General features: G+C 57.7%; 14 protein-coding genes. 7 read left to right on the top strand and 7 right to left on the bottom strand.

From position 1 onward, the window contains the following. Positions 1-14: 14 nt before the first annotated feature. Positions 15-578 (bottom strand): metallophosphoesterase, encoded by a 564-nt coding sequence (locus DMP05_RS07150; RefSeq protein WP_123219797.1) that lies wholly within the window; start codon positions 576-578, stop codon positions 15-17. 96 nt (positions 579-674) lie between these two features. Further along, a complete protein-coding gene (locus DMP05_RS07145; RefSeq protein ID WP_123219796.1) occupies positions 675-1163 on the bottom strand; it encodes a hypothetical protein in 489 nt (162 codons plus the stop codon). A 326-nt stretch (positions 1164-1489) separates the two neighbouring features. Here DMP05_RS07145 and DMP05_RS07140 point away from each other — a divergent pair, with 326 nt between their 5' ends. Continuing rightward, entirely contained in the window at positions 1490-2908 is a 1419-nt protein-coding gene (locus DMP05_RS07140) for an FAD-binding oxidoreductase (protein WP_123219795.1), read from the top strand. A gap of 282 nt (positions 2909-3190) precedes the next feature. On the opposite strand, the gene DMP05_RS10240 is transcribed toward DMP05_RS07140, so the two are convergent. From DMP05_RS10240 to DMP05_RS07125, 3 genes are all read right to left on the bottom strand, one after another. Beyond that, positions 3191-4057, bottom strand: coding sequence for a GTP pyrophosphokinase (locus DMP05_RS10240; protein WP_123219794.1), 867 nt, complete (start codon positions 4055-4057; stop codon positions 3191-3193). Positions 4058-4230: 173 nt separating this feature from the next. Continuing rightward, entirely contained in the window at positions 4231-5469 is a 1239-nt protein-coding gene (locus tag DMP05_RS07130) for a lanthionine synthetase LanC family protein (protein ID WP_123219793.1), read from the bottom strand. 9 nt (positions 5470-5478) lie between these two features. After that, positions 5479-5772 (bottom strand): hypothetical protein, encoded by a 294-nt coding sequence (locus DMP05_RS07125; protein ID WP_123219792.1) that lies wholly within the window; start codon positions 5770-5772, stop codon positions 5479-5481. Between the two features lie 429 nt (positions 5773-6201). Between DMP05_RS07125 and ilvD the strand changes: the two genes are divergently transcribed. The 4 genes from ilvD (at position 6202) to ilvC (ending at position 11519) form a co-directional block, all read left to right on the top strand. After that, positions 6202-7878, top strand: coding sequence for a dihydroxy-acid dehydratase (ilvD, locus tag DMP05_RS07120; protein WP_123219791.1), 1677 nt, complete (start codon positions 6202-6204; stop codon positions 7876-7878). Continuing rightward, on the top strand, positions 7878-9737 hold the full coding sequence (ilvB, locus tag DMP05_RS07115) for a biosynthetic-type acetolactate synthase large subunit (protein WP_375781752.1): 1860 nt from the start codon (positions 7878-7880) through the stop codon (positions 9735-9737). The genes ilvD and ilvB overlap by 1 nt, the downstream gene beginning before the upstream one ends. Continuing rightward, the gene (gene ilvN / locus DMP05_RS07110; protein WP_123219789.1) at positions 9737-10219 is read left to right on the top strand and encodes an acetolactate synthase small subunit; all 483 of its coding nucleotides are present in this window, start codon (positions 9737-9739) and stop codon (positions 10217-10219) included. The genes ilvB and ilvN overlap by 1 nt, the downstream gene beginning before the upstream one ends. Positions 10220-10514: 295 nt before the next feature. After that, a complete protein-coding gene (gene ilvC / locus DMP05_RS07105; protein ID WP_114615268.1) occupies positions 10515-11519 on the top strand; it encodes a ketol-acid reductoisomerase in 1005 nt (334 codons plus the stop codon). A 107-nt stretch (positions 11520-11626) separates the two neighbouring features. Here the strand turns inward: ilvC and DMP05_RS07100 are convergent, their stop codons facing one another. Continuing rightward, a complete protein-coding gene (locus tag DMP05_RS07100) occupies positions 11627-11989 on the bottom strand; it encodes a phage holin family protein (RefSeq protein ID WP_123219788.1) in 363 nt (120 codons plus the stop codon). A gap of 21 nt (positions 11990-12010) precedes the next feature. Next, the gene (locus DMP05_RS07095) at positions 12011-14509 is read right to left on the bottom strand and encodes an HNH endonuclease family protein (protein ID WP_161957496.1); all 2499 of its coding nucleotides are present in this window, start codon (positions 14507-14509) and stop codon (positions 12011-12013) included. A 296-nt stretch (positions 14510-14805) separates the two neighbouring features. On the opposite strand from DMP05_RS07095, the gene rlmD reads away from it, so the two are divergent. Together rlmD and DMP05_RS07085 are read left to right on the top strand one after the other, a co-directional pair. Beyond that, on the top strand, positions 14806-16407 hold the full coding sequence (rlmD, locus tag DMP05_RS07090) for a 23S rRNA (uracil(1939)-C(5))-methyltransferase RlmD (RefSeq protein WP_244595088.1): 1602 nt from the start codon (positions 14806-14808) through the stop codon (positions 16405-16407). 168 nt (positions 16408-16575) lie between these two features. Next, complete coding sequence (locus DMP05_RS07085) at positions 16576-17208, top strand: Maf family protein (RefSeq protein ID WP_123219786.1); 633 nt, start codon at positions 16576-16578, stop codon at positions 17206-17208. Positions 17209-17277 lie beyond the last annotated feature (69 nt).

Below are 17277 nucleotides of genomic sequence, written 5' to 3'. Positions count from 1 at the left end.
CTCTTGGTTCCTTCTTACCCCATTCGAGAGTGCGACTGAGCGCCCTCGAAGAATTTCAAAATTTCAGCGAGGCTTACGGGCGCATAGCCGTTCGCGTCAACGCCCACGTCGTATCGAAGAATGCCGCGCTCGCGGTTGCGTTCGTTGTTGGTGGGTCCTTTGGAGTGGACGTGGCCGTGCAGGGCGATGGCGTCGCGGCGTTTTCCATTCCAGCTCATGATGGGGTAGTGGAACAAAACGAGCTTATGGCCGCGCGCGTAGCCGGGGGCGATTTCGAGATAGTCCTGCTCGGTTTCGAAAATCCCCGCGCCCGCGCCCGTCGACCACGAATCGTCATGGTTGCCGCGAATGAGATGCACGTGCTCGCAAGTGATTTGCTCGCGTAGGCGGCGTGCGTTTTCGGCAGTTGTTTGATACGCGAAGTCACCCAGCACATAGAGCGAGTCGCTGGGCGCTACCCGTTCATTAATCGCCGCAATGAGCCCTTGATTCATGCGTTCGATGGTTTCAAACGGGCGATTCATTTTCGAAAGAATGCTCGAATGGCCGAAGTGCAAATCGGCGGTGAACCACATCATGGGCGGCCTCCAGGGGGGATTTATCGGGTTTGGATGTGGCTATTGTAATGGCCGCGCGGTTTATCGGCTGGTGGATACCACGAAAAGCCGACTTCTTTACGAGGCCGACCCCGAATCTACGATTCTGATGTAGCCGCTTTTCTCGGGATCGATTATTTCCGAGTTGGTATCGTAGAGAAAACGGCATTCTATTTTGTCTCCGATGGCGATGACGTCGCCGCCTTCGATAGGCGCGTTTGCGTTGAGATATGCAGTGTCGAGAATGAAGCCGCTTGATTGGTCCCTGTCGACTTTAATCTTTGCGATGCCGGCGCCATCGAAATCCTCAACGGTGCCTACGAGTGCCCAGGGGACGGCGAAGGGGTCGCCGCCGCTTCCTTCAGGCGTGGGAGGGATTTCATCGATTGCCTCATGGTTGAACGATTCGTAATGGAACAAAATAGTGTCGCGATCGTAAATGGGCGTGTGCGATTCGAATTCGTTCGGGCGAGGGCCAAGCTTTTCTTGCTGGGGTGAGCAACCGCAAGAAAGAAGTAGCACCGCAAGCGCGGTGAGCGTAAGAAAAGGAATTCGAAGATTAGTCAACCCGGCCTCCTCTCTGGGCTTAGCTGAATATTGTAATGCCTAGCGTTGGCCGGCGAAGCGGGCACCGTTATCTTCTCGGCCGATTGTCGATATGCGTTGGACCCGCTTTCTGTTTGTGGTCGTCTCTTCCATCCGCGGCTGACAATCCGCCGTTCGCCGCTGCAATGTGCCGCTCATTCGTGAAGCGTTATCGGCTGGATGCATTGGCACTTTACTGTGCTAGAGTTCGCGAACGCAAGATGAGAGCGCATGTTATTGACGGGTATCGCGGCCGGGGTTTGGTCGTACGAGTGCCGCTATGCGCCACAATGCACGGAAAGGGATCCATGGCCGAGTACAATCAACTCACCCCGGAGCTCATCGCCGAGCTCGAGAATATTGTTGGGGGCGATAATTGTCTGACTGGCGAAGATATCAACGAAGACTATTCGCACGATGAGATGCCTATTTACGGCACGCACATGCCTGACGCTGTGGTTCTTCCTGCAAACACCGATGAAGTGTCGGCCATTATGAAGCTTGCGAGTGCAAACAATATCCCCGTAACGGTGCGCGGTGCGGGAACGGGTTTGGTGGGTGGCAGCACGCCATTGGCGGGCGGCATTGCGCTGTGCACCATGCGCATGGACAAAATTCTCGAATACGACGAGAACAACCTGTTCGTGCGCGTACAGCCGGGCGTGCGCTTGTGCGATTTGGCGGCCGATGCAATCGACCATGGCTTCATGTATCCGCCCGATCCGGGTGAGAAAACGGGGTCTATCGGCGGAAACGTGTCCACGAATGCCGGCGGCATGCGAGCCGTGAAATACGGCACTACGCGCGACTATGTGCTTGCCATGACGGTGGTTCTGCCAAGCGGTGAGGTGCTGCGACTGGGCCGCGAGGTCGCGAAAACGAGTTCGGGCTACAGCCTGCTGCACTTGATGGTTGGCTCGGAGGGCACGTTAGGCATTATCACCGAGCTCTCCATGAAGCTTATCCCTAATCCCAAAGAAGACATGAGTTTCATTCTCTCGTTCAGCGATATTCAAACCGCCATTGCCGCTGTACCGAAAATCAAGCTTGCAGGTTTAAATCCGCAGTCTATCGAGTTCATGGAGCGCGATATCGTGGACTCTTCGGCTGAATACACGGGGAACAAAATTATCCCCACGGTGGTCGACGGCAATGAATGCGGCGCATATATCCTGGTCACGCTCGATGGCAACGACGAGGACGAGATTTTTCAGCGCGCCGAAACGCTGGCCGAAATTGGCGAAGAAGCGGGCGCCTTCGACACGCTCGTTATCGAGCACCCAGCCGACAAGGCGGCGGTATGGGCGGCGCGCAGCGCGTTTCTCACGGTAATCGAGGCCGAAACCGAGCATCTCGATGAGATGGACGTGGTGGTTCCCGTCGATAAAATCGCCGAATTCCTGGGCTTTATTCATGATACGGGCGTCGAGAACGACGTGCTCATTCGCTCGTTCGGTCATGCGGGTGACGGCAACCTGCATATTTATTGCTGCGGAAACAATATTGAGCGTGAGGCGTTCCTTGAGAAGTCGACGCGCGTTATGCATGCGGCGTACGCGAAATGCAACGAGCTGGGCGGCCAGGTTTCTGGCGAGCACGGCATTGGGCATGCGAAAAAGGAATACCTGCGCGAATCGGTGGGCGATACGGCATTCTCCCTGTTGTCGAGCATTAAACAGGCGTTTGACCCGAAGGGCATTTTGAACCCCGGTAAGGTTTGCAACTAGAGCGTAGTTGGCGTATGGGCTTGCATTTCGTGCGACGAGGAGTGCGAACTTGATTGATGCTCCGAGAATTGGGCCAGCGTAAAGCGAGGCATCCATTTTTGCCAAAAGTTGCGAATCCGGGGGCTTTTCAGCACTAAAAGCAAGGGAGGTTGGCCCTATTTGCAAGATATATCTTGCAAATAGGGCCAACCTCTACTCTGAAACGGTTTTATGGGTCCTCGAAGTGCGGCGATTCTGGCAAATACGCCCCCGAATTCGCAACTTTTGTCACTTTTTGCCGATTTACTTTACGTTGATCAAGTCGGCGATAGTTTGCAACGACAGATCGGTCGCCGCCATCTCGTCGGCGCAGCGTTTGAGCTCGGCCTGCAAAAACTCCTGGTTAGGCACATCTTTCTTGTATTTGAGGTCGTGCTCGATGCTTGCCCAGCTATCCATCGCGATGGTGCGAAGTTGAACTTCGACGCACACGCGACGGCCGAATTCGAAGCGATTATCGCCAGTCTGCGCTTCGGCCCCCTTTGACTCGACGGCATCGAATGTGCCCGATGTATTCAGTTGGTCGATAAGCTGCGACAGGGAAATCTCTTGCGCTTCAATGGCCGCCTTGGCCGCGGCTCGCCTCGTTGCATCGGGGTCGAGTTCCGAATCGTTCGTGCGCGCAAGAATCATGTGGTAGCTGCGATATCCGTTTGGCTTTGGGTGCAAAATGTAGTCTTTTTCCTGCACGACCTCGAAGCATGGGAGCTCGCGAATGAACTGCGCGACCGATGCGACGTCGTCGACGAGTGGGCAAATCACGCGCACTCCAGCTGCATCGTGCACGGCGTATACGGCATTTTCGGCAGTAGGCTCGTATCCTCGCTTGATGAGTTTTTCCCTCATGCTGTCGGGCGACTTGATGCGCGTTTTCCACGATGAAATGGGCTTGCGTTCGCGGTTTATGCCGCGCTCCATTAAATACGTCTCGAGAGATATCTCAAAACGCCAGGTAATTTCCTTTAGTTTCTGTAAGTAATCGCCGTAGAAATCGGCATCGGGCGGCAAATCGATCGAGGGAAGAGATTGCTCTTCGGCCTCGGTGGTGTCTGGGTGGGTTCCGACGTGCTGCTGCGTGCCGACGGGTTGAAGAGTGCTCGATGGCTGCATGTAAGCTTCCTTTCCGCGCGCCTACTATGGTACCTGGCGGCTCACGCGCGAAATGTTGGGGCGATGCGGGCGTTGCCAATCCGATGCCTGGCGTTCAGATGCTGGCAAGACGCTTGAGTACGAGGCGCACGTGGAATGTTTTACCGGCGGCGCGACTTGGGATGGGCTTGCGTTTAGCGGCGCGGGTCCTCGGGAAAGGGGTCGTCGATCATGCGTGGCCAGTGATAATCGTCGCGTTCAAGCATGAACAGTTCGAGCAACGTGGATGCGATGCCGGCTGCGCCGTCGTAGAAACCGATGCGCTGCGAGAGCTCTTCGGGGTGTACTCGCTCCCATGCGAAAGGCCAAGAGGCCGACCCGTCGGCGTGCGTTTTCATCGAGCCCAGCAATATATCGCTGCAGCGTGTGGCGAACTCGCGCCAGCGCGGCGACCCATCGATGCAGTACAGACCCAAGAATGTATGCGCCATGCCGGCGTGACCGCAGCAGTAGCATACGGTATTCCAGAGGCCAGCCGACATATGCTCGGGTGCGCCGAGCGCTTCGGCTCCGTCGGCGAGTTGATTGACCATCGTTGCCCAACGAATATCGTTGTCGAGGGTCCCCATCAGGGTGGGGAAGCGCAATGTTCCTGCGATGCCGTGGCAATATCCCAAGTAGAAGACGGTGAATTCGTCATCTCCGCCCAATTTGTGGGGGATGAGCTTGCCTCGTTTTTGCGGCACGGCTACGGCGTCGAGGAAATCGGCACATCTGCGTGCAACTTCAAGATAACGGGCATCGCCCGTGATGCGGAAAAGATGCGCGAGCAGATATCCCGATCCAGCACTCCCGAAGGCGAAATTCGGCCAATCGAATGGGGTTTCGATGCCCGCACCGTTGAAATCGACGCCGCCGCGCGGGCTTTCCGCGCTCCAGCGCAGGTATTGTGCGCCAGCGGCCTTGATGAATTCAAGCAACTGCTGATCGCCGAACGTTTCGTAGAGTGCGATGAGGAATAGCATAATGCCGCCGTCCATCAGTAACGCGGGGCTGCCGGTCCAATAGGGGCCGCTTTCGCCTTGTTGCGCAGATTCGTCGGTATAGAAGCGTCCGATTGCTTGTGCCGCCCGGCGATACTTTTCGGCGTCTCTGCTTTCCGCGAAGGTTTTAGCGCCTTCGATGAGCACGAGGCCCACACCGCCAACGCCCATGTGGGCGCCTAGATGCACGCCAGGCACGCCCTCGCGGTTATCTTGGAAGGCGGCCTGCTCGGGAAGCAGCAGGTCGCGCCAATGCGCGGCTGCGTAGGAAAGCCCGCAGCGTGCTTTCTCGGCGAACTCGGCGTTGCCGGTGACCTCGGTGAGTTTCAGATAGAAATACGCTACACCGGCCGACCCGCTGTACAGCGATAGGTCGATTGACTGGCTCACGTCCTGCTGTCAGAAGATGCCTTCGGGCGTCTTGTGCTCGAAGGTTGCAATCCAGCGTTCGGCCGATAGCGCCGCATTCAGGTAATCACTTGCGTTTTGCGCGTGATGTGTTGGGAACGGTTTTCCGGGGGTGTAGGCCATGCCCTGCGGCGCCTGATTCGATTCGGTTGAGCATGCTTCGCACATGGTGCTTCCTTTGACTTCCTCAATATTTTTCACGAGGACATTGTGACGCAGCGGGGCTTTGATTGACGAAAATTTTTCGCTTGCCAATTGTTTGGCGCCCGTATTTGGACGCTTCACGGCCAGTGGCGCGCGTTTTCGCTGCGAGCAGCTGACTGGTTTCCGCTCGCAGCGAAAAGTTGCCTGTTCGCAACTCACGCAACTATTTTGTGAAATTCGTTCACTTTATCGCATTAAAGTGCGATAGCCCCTTGCACTTGGGGTCGCGCCCCGTATAATCAACGTCACTCAATAAATGCGACGACAGGGCGAGTAGGAACGAACCCATCCCACAGCAAGCAGGCGGACTGAGAACCTGCGGTGGACGGCTCCGAAAACTCCCTCGAGCAGCGAAGCTGAACGCAGCTGGTCAACGCGGAACACCCACCGCGCGCCACCGTCAGTATGCAACGCCGGCGCCTTCCGTGATAAGGCATCGAGAGCGAAGTCTCTTCGGTCGACCGCATTCCTTGGGTTAGCGATAACGCTTGAAGGAAGAAGGAAGAAACGATGCAACTTCGTAGCGATGCCGTTAAAGTTGGCGTGGCGCGTGCTCCCCACCGCAGCTTGCTGAAGGCCGACGGCCTTACCGATGAAGAAATGAAGAAGCCCCTCGTCGCGGTGTTCAATTCCCGCAACGACATTATTCCGGGTCACAATAATCTCGATAAAATTTGCGAAGCTGTGAAGGCCGGCATTTATATGGCCGGTGGCGTTCCGTTCGAAATTTCCACCATCGGCGTGTGCGACGGCATTGCCATGAACCATGACGGCATGCATTACTCGCTCGTTTCCCGCGAAGCTATCGCCGACAGCTTCGAATGCGCTGTTCAAGGCCATCAATTCGACGCTGCCGTATGCATTCCCAACTGCGACAAGATTGTTCCTGGCATGGTGCTCGGCGCCCTGCGCGTGAACATTCCTACGGTTTTCGTTTCCGGCGGCCCCATGCTTCCCGGTCATGAAGCTGGTTGCAACTGCGGTCCCACGACCGATCTGAACACCCTGTTCGACGGCGCGGGCCAGGTGAGTGCTGGCACGATGACCGAAGAGCAGCTCAAGTACTACGAAGACACCGCATGCCCCACGTGTGGCAGCTGCTCGGGCATGTTCACTGCGAATTCGATGAACTGCCTGTGCGAGGCTTTGGGCATCGCGCTTCCCGGCAACGGCACCATCCCTGCGGTGTACTCCGAGCGTCTGCGCTTGGCGAAGCATGCGGGCATGAAGGTCATGGAGCTGCTCGAAAAGGGCATTTGCATCAAGGACATCATTTCTGAGGCGGCGATTCACAACGCCATGGAATGCGACATGGCATTCGGCGGCTCTACCAATACGGTGCTCCATCTGACCGCTATTGCCATGGCGGCCGGCCACCCCATCACCATGGACGATTGGGATGCCGCAAGCGCCCGCACGCCGCACTTGGTGAAGCTGCAGCCCTCTGGCCCGCGCCCGCTTATCGACTTGTATGCCGTGGGCGGCGTGCCGGTTGTCATGCATGAGCTCAACGAGCTGGGCCTGCTCGACGAAAGCGCGATTACCTGCATGGGCCCGCTTCCCGAATATATCGCCAACTGCACCAAGCCCGCCGACGGCGAGGTATGCCGCAAACATGACAATCCGTTCTCCAAGGTGGGCGCCCTGCGCGTGCTCCACGGAAACATCGCCCCTGATGGCGGCATCGTGAAGAAGAGCGCCGTCGACCCCAGCATGCTCACGCATACCGGCCCCGCTCGTTGCTTCAATAGCGAGGAAGAGGCTTGCGAGGCGATTTTCGCTGGCGAAATTAAGCCCGGCGACGTGGTCGTTATTCGCTACGAGGGCCCGAAGGGCGGCCCGGGCATGCGTGAGATGCTCACGCCCACGAGCGCCATTGTTGGCATGGGCCTGTCCAAGAGCGTTGCGCTTCTGACCGACGGCCGCTTCTCCGGCGCCTCGAAGGGCCCCTGCGTTGGCCATGTAAGCCCCGAAGCTGCAGCTGGCGGCCCAATCGCCCTTATTGAAGACGGCGACCAGGTCACCGTTGATATTGAAGGCGGCAAGCTCGAGTTGCACGTAAGCGACGAAGAACTCGCTGCTCGCCGTGCCGCTTTCGTGGCGCCTGCCCCCAAGCATAACCACGGCGTGCTTGCCAAGTACGCGAAACTCGTTTCAAGCGCCGACAAGGGAGCGTATGTCTCATGATGAACACCTTGACTGACAAGCTGGCTCAAAAGCAGCTCGCCATTGAAGGCAAGCCGCTTGGACCTGGCAGCCACACCGAGCACGAGGGCAAAACGATGACGGGCGCCCAGGCGATTATCGCTTCGCTTGAGGCTGAAGGCGTCGACACCGTGTTCGGCTACCCCGGTGGCCAGGCCATCAAAATTTACGACGCGCTGTACGACAGCAAGAAGCTGCACCATGTGCTCGCCCGCCACGAACAGGGCGCCACTCACATGGCCGACGGCTACGCGCGCGCCACGGGCAAGGTTGGCGTTGTGCTGGTAACGAGCGGCCCGGGTGCCACGAACACGGTGACGGGCATCGCGACCGCATACATGGATTCCATTCCCATGGTGGTTATCACGGGCCAGGTCACGCGCGGCGTCATCGGCACCGACTCGTTCCAGGAGTCTGACATCGTGGGCATCACCATGCCCATCGTGAAGCACAGCTTCCTTCTGCAGTCGACCGACGACCTTACCGAGACGTTCCGCGAGGCATTCTACATTGCTTCGACTGGCCGTCCGGGCCCTGTGCTCATCGATATTCCGAGCGATTTGCAGGGCGCTGAAATGGTGTTCCACTATCCCGATAGCGTGAACATTCCCAGCTATCGCCCCACGTATAAGGGCAATGCCAAGCAAATCAAGCAGGCGACCGCGCTCATCGAGACCTCGAAGCGCCCGCTGCTCTACGCAGGCGGCGGCATCGTGAGCTCCCATGCGTGCCAGGAATTGGAGGCGCTTGCGGAAGCTATGCAGATCCCCGTGGTCACCACGCTGCTCGGTAAAGGTTGTTTCCCCAGCTCGCATCCGCTGAGCTTGGGTCCTGTGGGCATGCATGGTTCCAAATACGCCAACATGGCCATGACGGAATGCGACCTCATCATTGCTGCCGGTGCCCGCTTCAGCGATCGCGTGACCGGAAAGCTTGATGAATTTGCGCCGAACGCCAAGGTCATCCATATTGATATCGACCCGGCCGAAATTGGCAAGATTCGTGAAGCGAACGTGCCAATCGTCGGCGATGCTCAGGGCATTTTGGGCGGCATCGTGGCCCAGCTCGAGAAATCGGGCGCTACGCCCGTCGATGCCGAATGGGTCGAAACGGTAAACGAATGGCGTGAGCGCTGGCCGTATTACGACGACCAGTTCAACGACTATCCGAACCAGATCGTTCCTGAAGTTGCGCTCGACGAGCTTTCCAAGCAGCTCGACCCCGACAACTCCATTGTAACGACTGAGGTTGGCCAGCATCAGATGTGGGCTCACCAGCACATTGGCCGTGAGCATGCGCGCTCGTTCCTTTCGAGCGGCGGCTTGGGTACCATGGGCTTCGGTTTCCCCGCTGCTATCGGCGCCAAGTTCGGTTGCCCCGACAAGCAGGTTGTCTGTGTTGCTGGCGATGGGTCATTCCAGATGAACAGCCAGGAAATGGCGACCGCGGCCATCAACAACACCGCCGTGAAAGTGTTCCTGCTCGACAATCGCGCGCTGGGCATGGTGCATCAGTGGCAGAAGCTGTTCTACCACGAGCGCTATTCGTCCACGATTCTCGATCCGGTGCCCGACTTCGTGAAGCTCGCCGACGCATACGGTTGGGAAGGCGAGCGCATCGAGAAGCCCGAAGACGTGGCTCCCGCGATTGCACGCATGCTTGCGAGCGAGAAGCCGTATTTGCTGGATGTTGCCATTTCGCCCGACCAGAACGTGTATCCCATGGTTGCGCCAGGCGCTGCGCTTGACAACGTGATTGGCGCGATTGACGTTACGCTTGGCGCTGTTCGCGTGAATGGCAAGGGCGTTGGTAAGAAGGACGAAAAGGAGGGCGAGGAATAATGAAGCACATCCTTTCCGTGTTGGTCGAAAACAAGTCGGGCGTGCTCTCGCGCGTGACTGGCATGATTTCACGCCGTGGCTTCAACATTGAGTCGCTTACCGTTGCCCCTACCGAAGATTCTACGATGAGCCGCCTTACGGCAATCGTGAACGCCGACGAGGTTGGCTACGAGCAAATCACCAAGCAGCTGCACAAGCTGGTAAGCGTGTACAAGATCACCGACCTCACCGACGAAGACGCTATCGAGCGCGAGCTAGCCTTGTTCAAGGTGAGCGCACCGCCCGATCGCCGTCACGAGATTATCGAGATTGCGAACGTCTTCCGAGCCAATATCGTGGACGTGGGTAAAAACTCGCTCACGATTGAGGCGACGGGTGACGAAAGCAAGCTTGAGGCGATGGAGGATCTCTTCCGAGCCTATGGTCTGAAGCAGCTCGTTCGAACTGGCAAAATCGCCATGTCCAGGAATTCGAAGGACTAGATTGGGCCGATTCCTCTGCGCATTGGCCGCCTTGCCGGTCGAATGATTTGCAAGAAGGGTTGCGTTGGGGAAGGAAAACGCGCGACGCAGCTATGAGCTGTATCGCTGCGAGTTTTGAGACCATGGAGGGCTTTTGGCGTGCGGGGGTGCGCAATGCGCAGTTCCGCACGAGCCGAACAGCACATGAAGTGCTGTTCGTGCGAGCTCAGGACTGTTTGAGCACATGCGTATTCCCGCACGCCAAAAGCTCGATGGGATGATCAAGTTGTATGCAGTCAAAGAAAAGGAGAAACCCATGGCTGTTACTATCTATTACGAAAATGACGTGAACCCCGAAGTCATCAAGGGTAAGAAGGTTGCGATTATTGGTTATGGCTCGCAGGGCCATGCCCATGCGCTCAACCTCATGGACTCGGGCGTCGACGTTCGCGTTGGCCTGCGCGAAGGCTCCAAGAGCTGGGCTAAGGCTGAAGAAGCTGGCCTGAAGGTCATGCTCGAGGACGAGGCTGCCGAGGAAGCCGACGTCATCATGATTCTTATTCCCGATGAGCTGCAGCCCGAGGTTTACGAGCAGCACATCGCCCCGCACCTGCATGCTGGCGACACGCTTGCTTTCGCGCATGGCTTCAACATCCACTATGGCTACATCAAGGCTCCCGAGGACGTCAACGTTATCATGTGCGCTCCCAAGGGCCCGGGCCACATTGTGCGCCGTCAGTTCACCGAGGGCTCTGGCGTGCCTGACCTGGCTTGCGTCGCTCAGGACGCTACTGGCGATGCGTGGGATATCGCCATGTCCTATTGCTGGGGCGTCGGCGGTGCCCGTTCCGGCATCATCAAGGCGACTTTCGCGCAGGAGACCGAGGAAGACCTCTTCGGCGAGCAGGCTGTTCTTTGCGGCGGCCTCGTTGAGCTTGTGAAGGCTGGCTTTGAGACCCTGACTGAGGCTGGCTATCCGCCCGAGCTCGCGTACTTCGAGTGTTATCACGAGATGAAGATGATTGTCGACCTCATGTACGAGTCGGGCATTCACTTCATGAACTACTCCATCTCCAACACGGCTGAGTACGGCGAGTACTATGCTGGTCCGAAGGTCATCAACGAGCAGTCTCGTGAAGCCATGAAGGAAATCCTCACTCGCATCCAGAACGGCGAGTTCGCCAAGGAATTCGTTGCCGACTGCAAGAACGGCCACAAGTGGCTCTTCGAGCAGCGCGAGGCCATCAACAACCACGAGATCGAGAAGACGGGCGCGAAGATTCGCGACATGTTCTCTTGGGTCAAGAGCGACGAAGAGTAAGTACGACGCGCATTAAAAAAAGGAGCCGAAAGGCTCCTTTTTTGTTTGCAGCGATGACGCGTGCGGTATTGACGTCGCTTTGCGGGGTAGACGCTTTTGCCGGGCTCCTATTCGATGATGGAGTTCAAAACCGAACTTGCGATGCTAATCACGATGCTTGCGATGAACGCGCTGCCGAATGACGCGATATAAAAATCAACGCCGAACAGCCCACCCGAGATACCCGATGCCAAGTACAGCATTGCCGTATTCACGACCAGATAAAACAGGCCAAATGTGAGCACTGTGATAGGCAGGCTTAGCGCTTGGAGAATAGGCTTCACGGCCATATTGAGCAGGGCAAGCACAATCGCGAACGCCACGACGTCGATGACGGAATTGCCTGCTGTGGCGAAGCCGATGCCAGGAACGAGCCAAACGGTAAACGCAACGGCAAGGGCGGTAATGAGCCAGCGAACGATGAAATTCATGATGGTGCCTTTCTGCGAGTCTTACTGGGCTGCTTCTGCTTCGGTTTCTTCTTCGGATTCCGCGCTTCGGTTTTGCTTTTCGGGCCCCTTGTTTTCGGCGTGTTCTTTCTTGCGGCGCCTCCTTCGGCGGCGCTTGCCCTCGGAAGCCTTACCTTCCGTTGTCGTGTTTTCTTCGGGCTTGGCCCGAGGCGCCTCGTCCGGCTCGGCGGCTTCCTTCGGGTTCTTTGAGCTGATGATATCAAGGCATTGCTTCAACGGGCTATTTGGAAGCGATTTGTAAACCGGCTTGGCCGCCTCTTCGCGCAGCAGCTCTTCAGTGCACGCGGCAACGATTTCGTCAGCGCGAATGAGCTTGCGCACAGAAGCCTTCATAAGCTTTTGGAAATTGCCGAGCAACGAATGCGTTGTTTGCGGCAACTCCGGTTGGCCGTGTTGTGTGCGGGTTTGCGCATCTTGCGCGATAAGGCGAATGCAGACAAGGCACGCGTCGAAAGCGCACACTTCGTCGGAGCAGGTGAGGAAAGGCTTGAGCGCCTTATACACCGGTTTCGCAGCGGAAGCGAACTGTTTGCTGCCGGCGTCGTCTTTGCGAGAAAGCTTACGTGCCGCTTTCAGGTAGGCCCTGGTCTCGCGCGCAAGCACTTCACGCGCGGCGGCCCAATCGGCCTCTGCCGTATCACGCTTCGAATCTGTTAAATGCTCGCGGCGTTTAACAGATTTTTGCTCGGCCTGCCTCGAAGAAGAGGTCCGTCTTGAAGAGACGTCTTGTTTTGAGGAATCGACCTGCTCCGAAGGGTTGGGTTGTTTTGAAGATGCATCTCCCTTTGAAGAATCGGCTTCTCCCGAATCTGTTAAATGCTGCGAGCATTTAACAGATTCCCGGTCGGACTGACTCGAAGAAGAGGATTGCTTCGAAGAAGAGGTTCGTCTTGAAGAAGTGGCTTGTTCTGAAGAATCAGCCCGATCTGAAGGAATGGGTCGTTTTGAAACAGCAGCCTCCTTTGAAGAATCGGCCCCCTTTGAAGGGAAAGCCTGTCTCGAAAGGGGAGCCTGCTGCGAAGGAGATGCCTGCTTTTCGGGGGCGACCTCATCGGAAGGGGTACGCTGCTCTGCAGAAACGCCCTGCTCAGAGGGTATATTCTGGCAAGACGGCACACTCTGGCCAGAGAGCTCGTTGCGTTCGGAAACCTCCGCTTCCGTCAATACTTCGACGATGAAGGCTTCGTTGATAGCGGCTTTGCCCTCTGCGACGGCGACCTCGTCGATGGCGGTTTCGCCTGCTTCGGCGGCGGTTTCATCGATGGCAGATTCGCCCTCTGCGGCGGTGCCTTCTTCAATCACGGCTTCGCCCTCTGCGGCGATGAAGGCGTTCTGGGGGTATTCGCTTACACGCTCGGCCTCTGCGCTTGCCTCGTCGAGGATCTCGCTTTCGACCTGCGATTCTTTGCGAGCAATCTGCTTTTGAGCCTCGCGCCGGGCTGCTTTTTCTTCAGCTCGACGGGCTTCGGCGCGCTTTTTGCTCGCGCGCCGTTTGGCTGCCTTGGTCGGGCCTTCTCCATTAATCATTTCCTGCGCGCGGGCGCCCGAACGCACACAGGCGGCGTCGATTTTTTCGGCTACTTCGGCCATGCCCTCTTCGGCGGCCGCTTGAAGGCTCGATTTCTCTTCGGCCTTATGGTTGCCGCGTGCGGGAATCGCCGCTAGCTCGGCCTCTTCTGCCGCAGCTTTTTCTTCGGCGGCACGTTTCTCGGCCTCGTGCTGGGCTTCTTCCGCGCGCTTAATGGCGAGAATTTCAGGCGCTTCGGGTGTGACGAATACGCCCGTCTCGTCAAGCACGGGCAGGGGATTGCAGGCAAACGTGCCAGCAGGCGCTTCAGCGGGGATTATTTCCGCGCGGTTCGGTTTTTGCGATTCGTCGCCCGAAATCTCTGGGGCGTCGAGCGCCTCGCCATTATTCGCATTGTCGTTTGCAATCGCGTTTTTGGCCGCCTTGGGCGTCTCGAGCGCGCGTTTGAGCGCCTTCTTCTTTATGCGGCGCAGCTTCATTGTGCCCATAGGCTTCACTTCTGCGAGAAGCCCAGCGTCGCGCACGGCATCGTCGAGCGGCGCTGTTAGGCCACAGGGCCCCATGTTGTGGATGCGCGTGTGCTCGTCGTGCGTGAGCACCATGAGGTTTACCAGGCGATCGTCGGTGCGGTATCCGTTAACGTGATGAACCTCATGTTCGGCATCGCCTTTTTTGAAATCGAGGAATGCCATGGCTACGAGCACCGAACGGTATACTCGTTTCTTGTGGGCCATGCCACCGCGGCGACCGCGTCGCGAAGGGTGCTGCTCTTCGGGCTTGTAGGCGATTTGGTAGCGCCCGTTTGCGAGCATCATGCGCGGCTCGGACCCGTCGATAAGACGCACGTTGCCTCGATCCGATACGAGAAACGGCGTGAGGCCGCAGTACACCTGGCGCCACTGCTCAGGCATCGATCCTTCGAGGTAGGCGACGGCGTCGCGGGCCGTTTTCATGCGCCCGCTTCCGTTTGCGCGCCATCCACAGGCGTGCAATGAGATGCGGTCGGAGTTGCGAAGATATTCGGTTGGCCGGAATCCTTGGCGGTAGAGCCATAAGAATTCGCGAAGGTCTTTGAAAAATGATGACATGGGTGGCCTTTCTGGGTGGCCTTAAAACGCCGTCACGCGGCGTGGTTTTTCAGCCGCCAATTATACGCGAGTTGCGCGTGTGGCGAAAATGCCTGTGTACGGGGCGTGTTGCCGCGGATGGACGGTGCCGCGCGTGGGCGACGCATAGTAGAATGGCAGGCATGAAAAGCGGAAATCACAAAAACTCATCTACGGCGCGCGGTGCTGCTGCTCAGCGTCGCAAGCCGAGTGCTCGACCAGGAAAGGCCGACGAGCGTCGCGCGTCGAAAAGCCGTGGCGCGAAGGGCGGTGCGCCCGCGAAAAACGAATTGGCCACCTTCGACGGTACGAAGCCGAACCGCAAGGGCGGAAATCGCTCGATGGACGCCCGTTTCGGCAAAAACAATCTGGACAAGCCAGGCAAGTCGGGTGAGCCGAGCGATGCGAGCAGGTCGAATAAGCCGAACAGGCCGAACAAGTCGAACAGATCGGGAAAGGCATCCAAATCGGGCAAATCGACAAAGTTCGCCAAGGCCGCACCAGTTCGTCGCGACGGTGGGCTTCGTGCGGGCTGTGCTCGGGGGAGCGTTGCGCCAGGGGCGTTTTTCTGTCCCATCGATAGCAAATGCGGCGGTTGCGAATGGCTTGCCGTGCCTTATGCCGAACAGCTGAAACGCAAACAGCATGAAGTCGAAGGGCTTTTCGACGGTTTGCTCGATTCCGAAACGGCGGTGCGGCCTATTTTAGGCATGGACGACCCGCGTTACTATCGCAACAAGGTCGTGTCGCCTTATGTTGGCATATGGGACAAAAAAGCACGTCAAATGCGTGTTTTGTGCGGTATGTACGAACGAGGAACGCACCGCGTGATTGATTCTGACGAATGCCTGCTCGAAAATCGCGAAGCCAAGCGCATTATTCTTACGATTCGCGACCTCATGCGCCGTTTCCGCATTGAGCCATACGACGAAGACACCGACGAGGGCTTCCTTCGCCATGTGCAGGTGCGCGTCGGGCATACGTCGGGTGAAATCATGGTCACGGTGGTCACGCGCGAAGATCAATTTCCTGGCGCGAAAGGCTTCGTGCGCGCGTTGCGCGAGAAGCACCCGTCCATCACGACGGTCGTGCAGAATGTGAACGCGCGTCAAACGAATGTGATTTTGGGCGATAAGGAACGCACGCTGTTTGGCCCAGGCTTTATTCTCGATGAGTTGTGCGGGCTGAGTTTCCGCATTTCCTCGAAATCGTTTTACCAGGTCAACTCAACGCAAACGGAAGTGCTGTATTGTCGCGCGATTGAGATGGCAAAGCTTGCGGGCACCGAGGTGCTTATGGACGCGTACTGCGGCACGGGCACGATTGGACTTGTGGCTGCGCGTGGCGTCGATGGCAACCCGGGTGCTGCGCGCGTGATTGGCGTCGAAGAGCGCCCCGATGCCGTGGCCGACGCCCGCAACAACGCGCGCCACAACGGCATCAAGCGCGCCGAATTCGTTGCGGCCGACGCGGGCGAATACATGCACCGCATGGCCGACGAGGGGGCGCCGCTCGACGTGCTTATGATGGATCCGCCTCGTGCGGGTTCCACGCCGGAATTCCTGAAGGCTGCATGCGAGCTTGCGCCCAAGCGCATCGTCTACATTTCGTGCAATCCGCAAACACAGGCGCGCGACGCGGCATTTCTCGTCGAACGCGGTTGGCGCATAGTGGAAATGCAGCCGGTGGATATGTTCCCGCACACGAGCCATGCCGAGAATATTATTTTGCTCGAACGGCGATAGATATATATAGGTAAGACGAGATTGGTGCGGCGATTCGCGGGTGGTGCGTTTCAGGAATGCGTCCAAGTGCATTGTGATGCGCAGGCCCATTGAAGGGAGCCGTCGCGCCTCGCTGCCGTGCGATATTGACATGGTCTTCGTTCGAAAGAACGCCGGAAAGGAAAGTTCATGCCCCAGAAAGTTGAAATCATTCTTGCAAGCGGAAGCCCCCGCCGCCGCGAACTGCTCGAGCGAGAGGGCGTTTCGTTCACGGTGCTGAGCGCCGATGTTGATGAATCCCTCGAGCCCGATTTGCTGCGCCAGCCCGAGGAGGCCGCCAAAAAGCTCGCCGAGCGCAAGGCGGGCGCCATTGTGCAGCAGGTGCTTGGCGATCCTGAATACGTGGGTGCTGCGGCGATCATCGGTGCCGACACCGTGGTTGCGGCGAACGGAAAGATCTACGGCAAGCCCGTCGACGAAGACGACGCGTGTCGCATTTTGGGCGAGCTTTCTGGCCGTCCCCATCAGGTTATTACGGGCGTTTCGGTGTGGCTTGTGAGCGCGCCGCCCAATAAAGAAGTTTCGTTGGGTTTCCGCACGTTCACCGAAACGAGCCGTGTGACGTTTAAGGAACTCACCGACGAGGTTATTGCCGAATACGTTGCTGGCGGCGAGCCCATGGACAAGGCTGGTGCTTACGGCATTCAAGGTGACGGCCGTGCCTTGGTCGAGAGTATCGATGGCGACTTCGACAATATCGTCGGTCTGCCAGTAAAGCGCCTGATGAACGAATTCTCCGAGATTTTTGAAGCCGCGCAGTAACGAGTGTTTTTCGAAAATAGGCGCCTGGCCGATTCATCGGCCGGGCGCTTTTGAATGATAGGGGCCGCC

Origin of the sequence: Slackia isoflavoniconvertens, from assembly GCF_003725955.1 — a bacterium.
Taxonomy (GTDB): domain Bacteria; phylum Actinomycetota; class Coriobacteriia; order Coriobacteriales; family Eggerthellaceae; genus Slackia; species Slackia isoflavoniconvertens.
The sequence above is the reverse complement of the archived record's forward strand: the minus strand, read 5'-3'. Positions and strand labels throughout refer to the sequence as shown.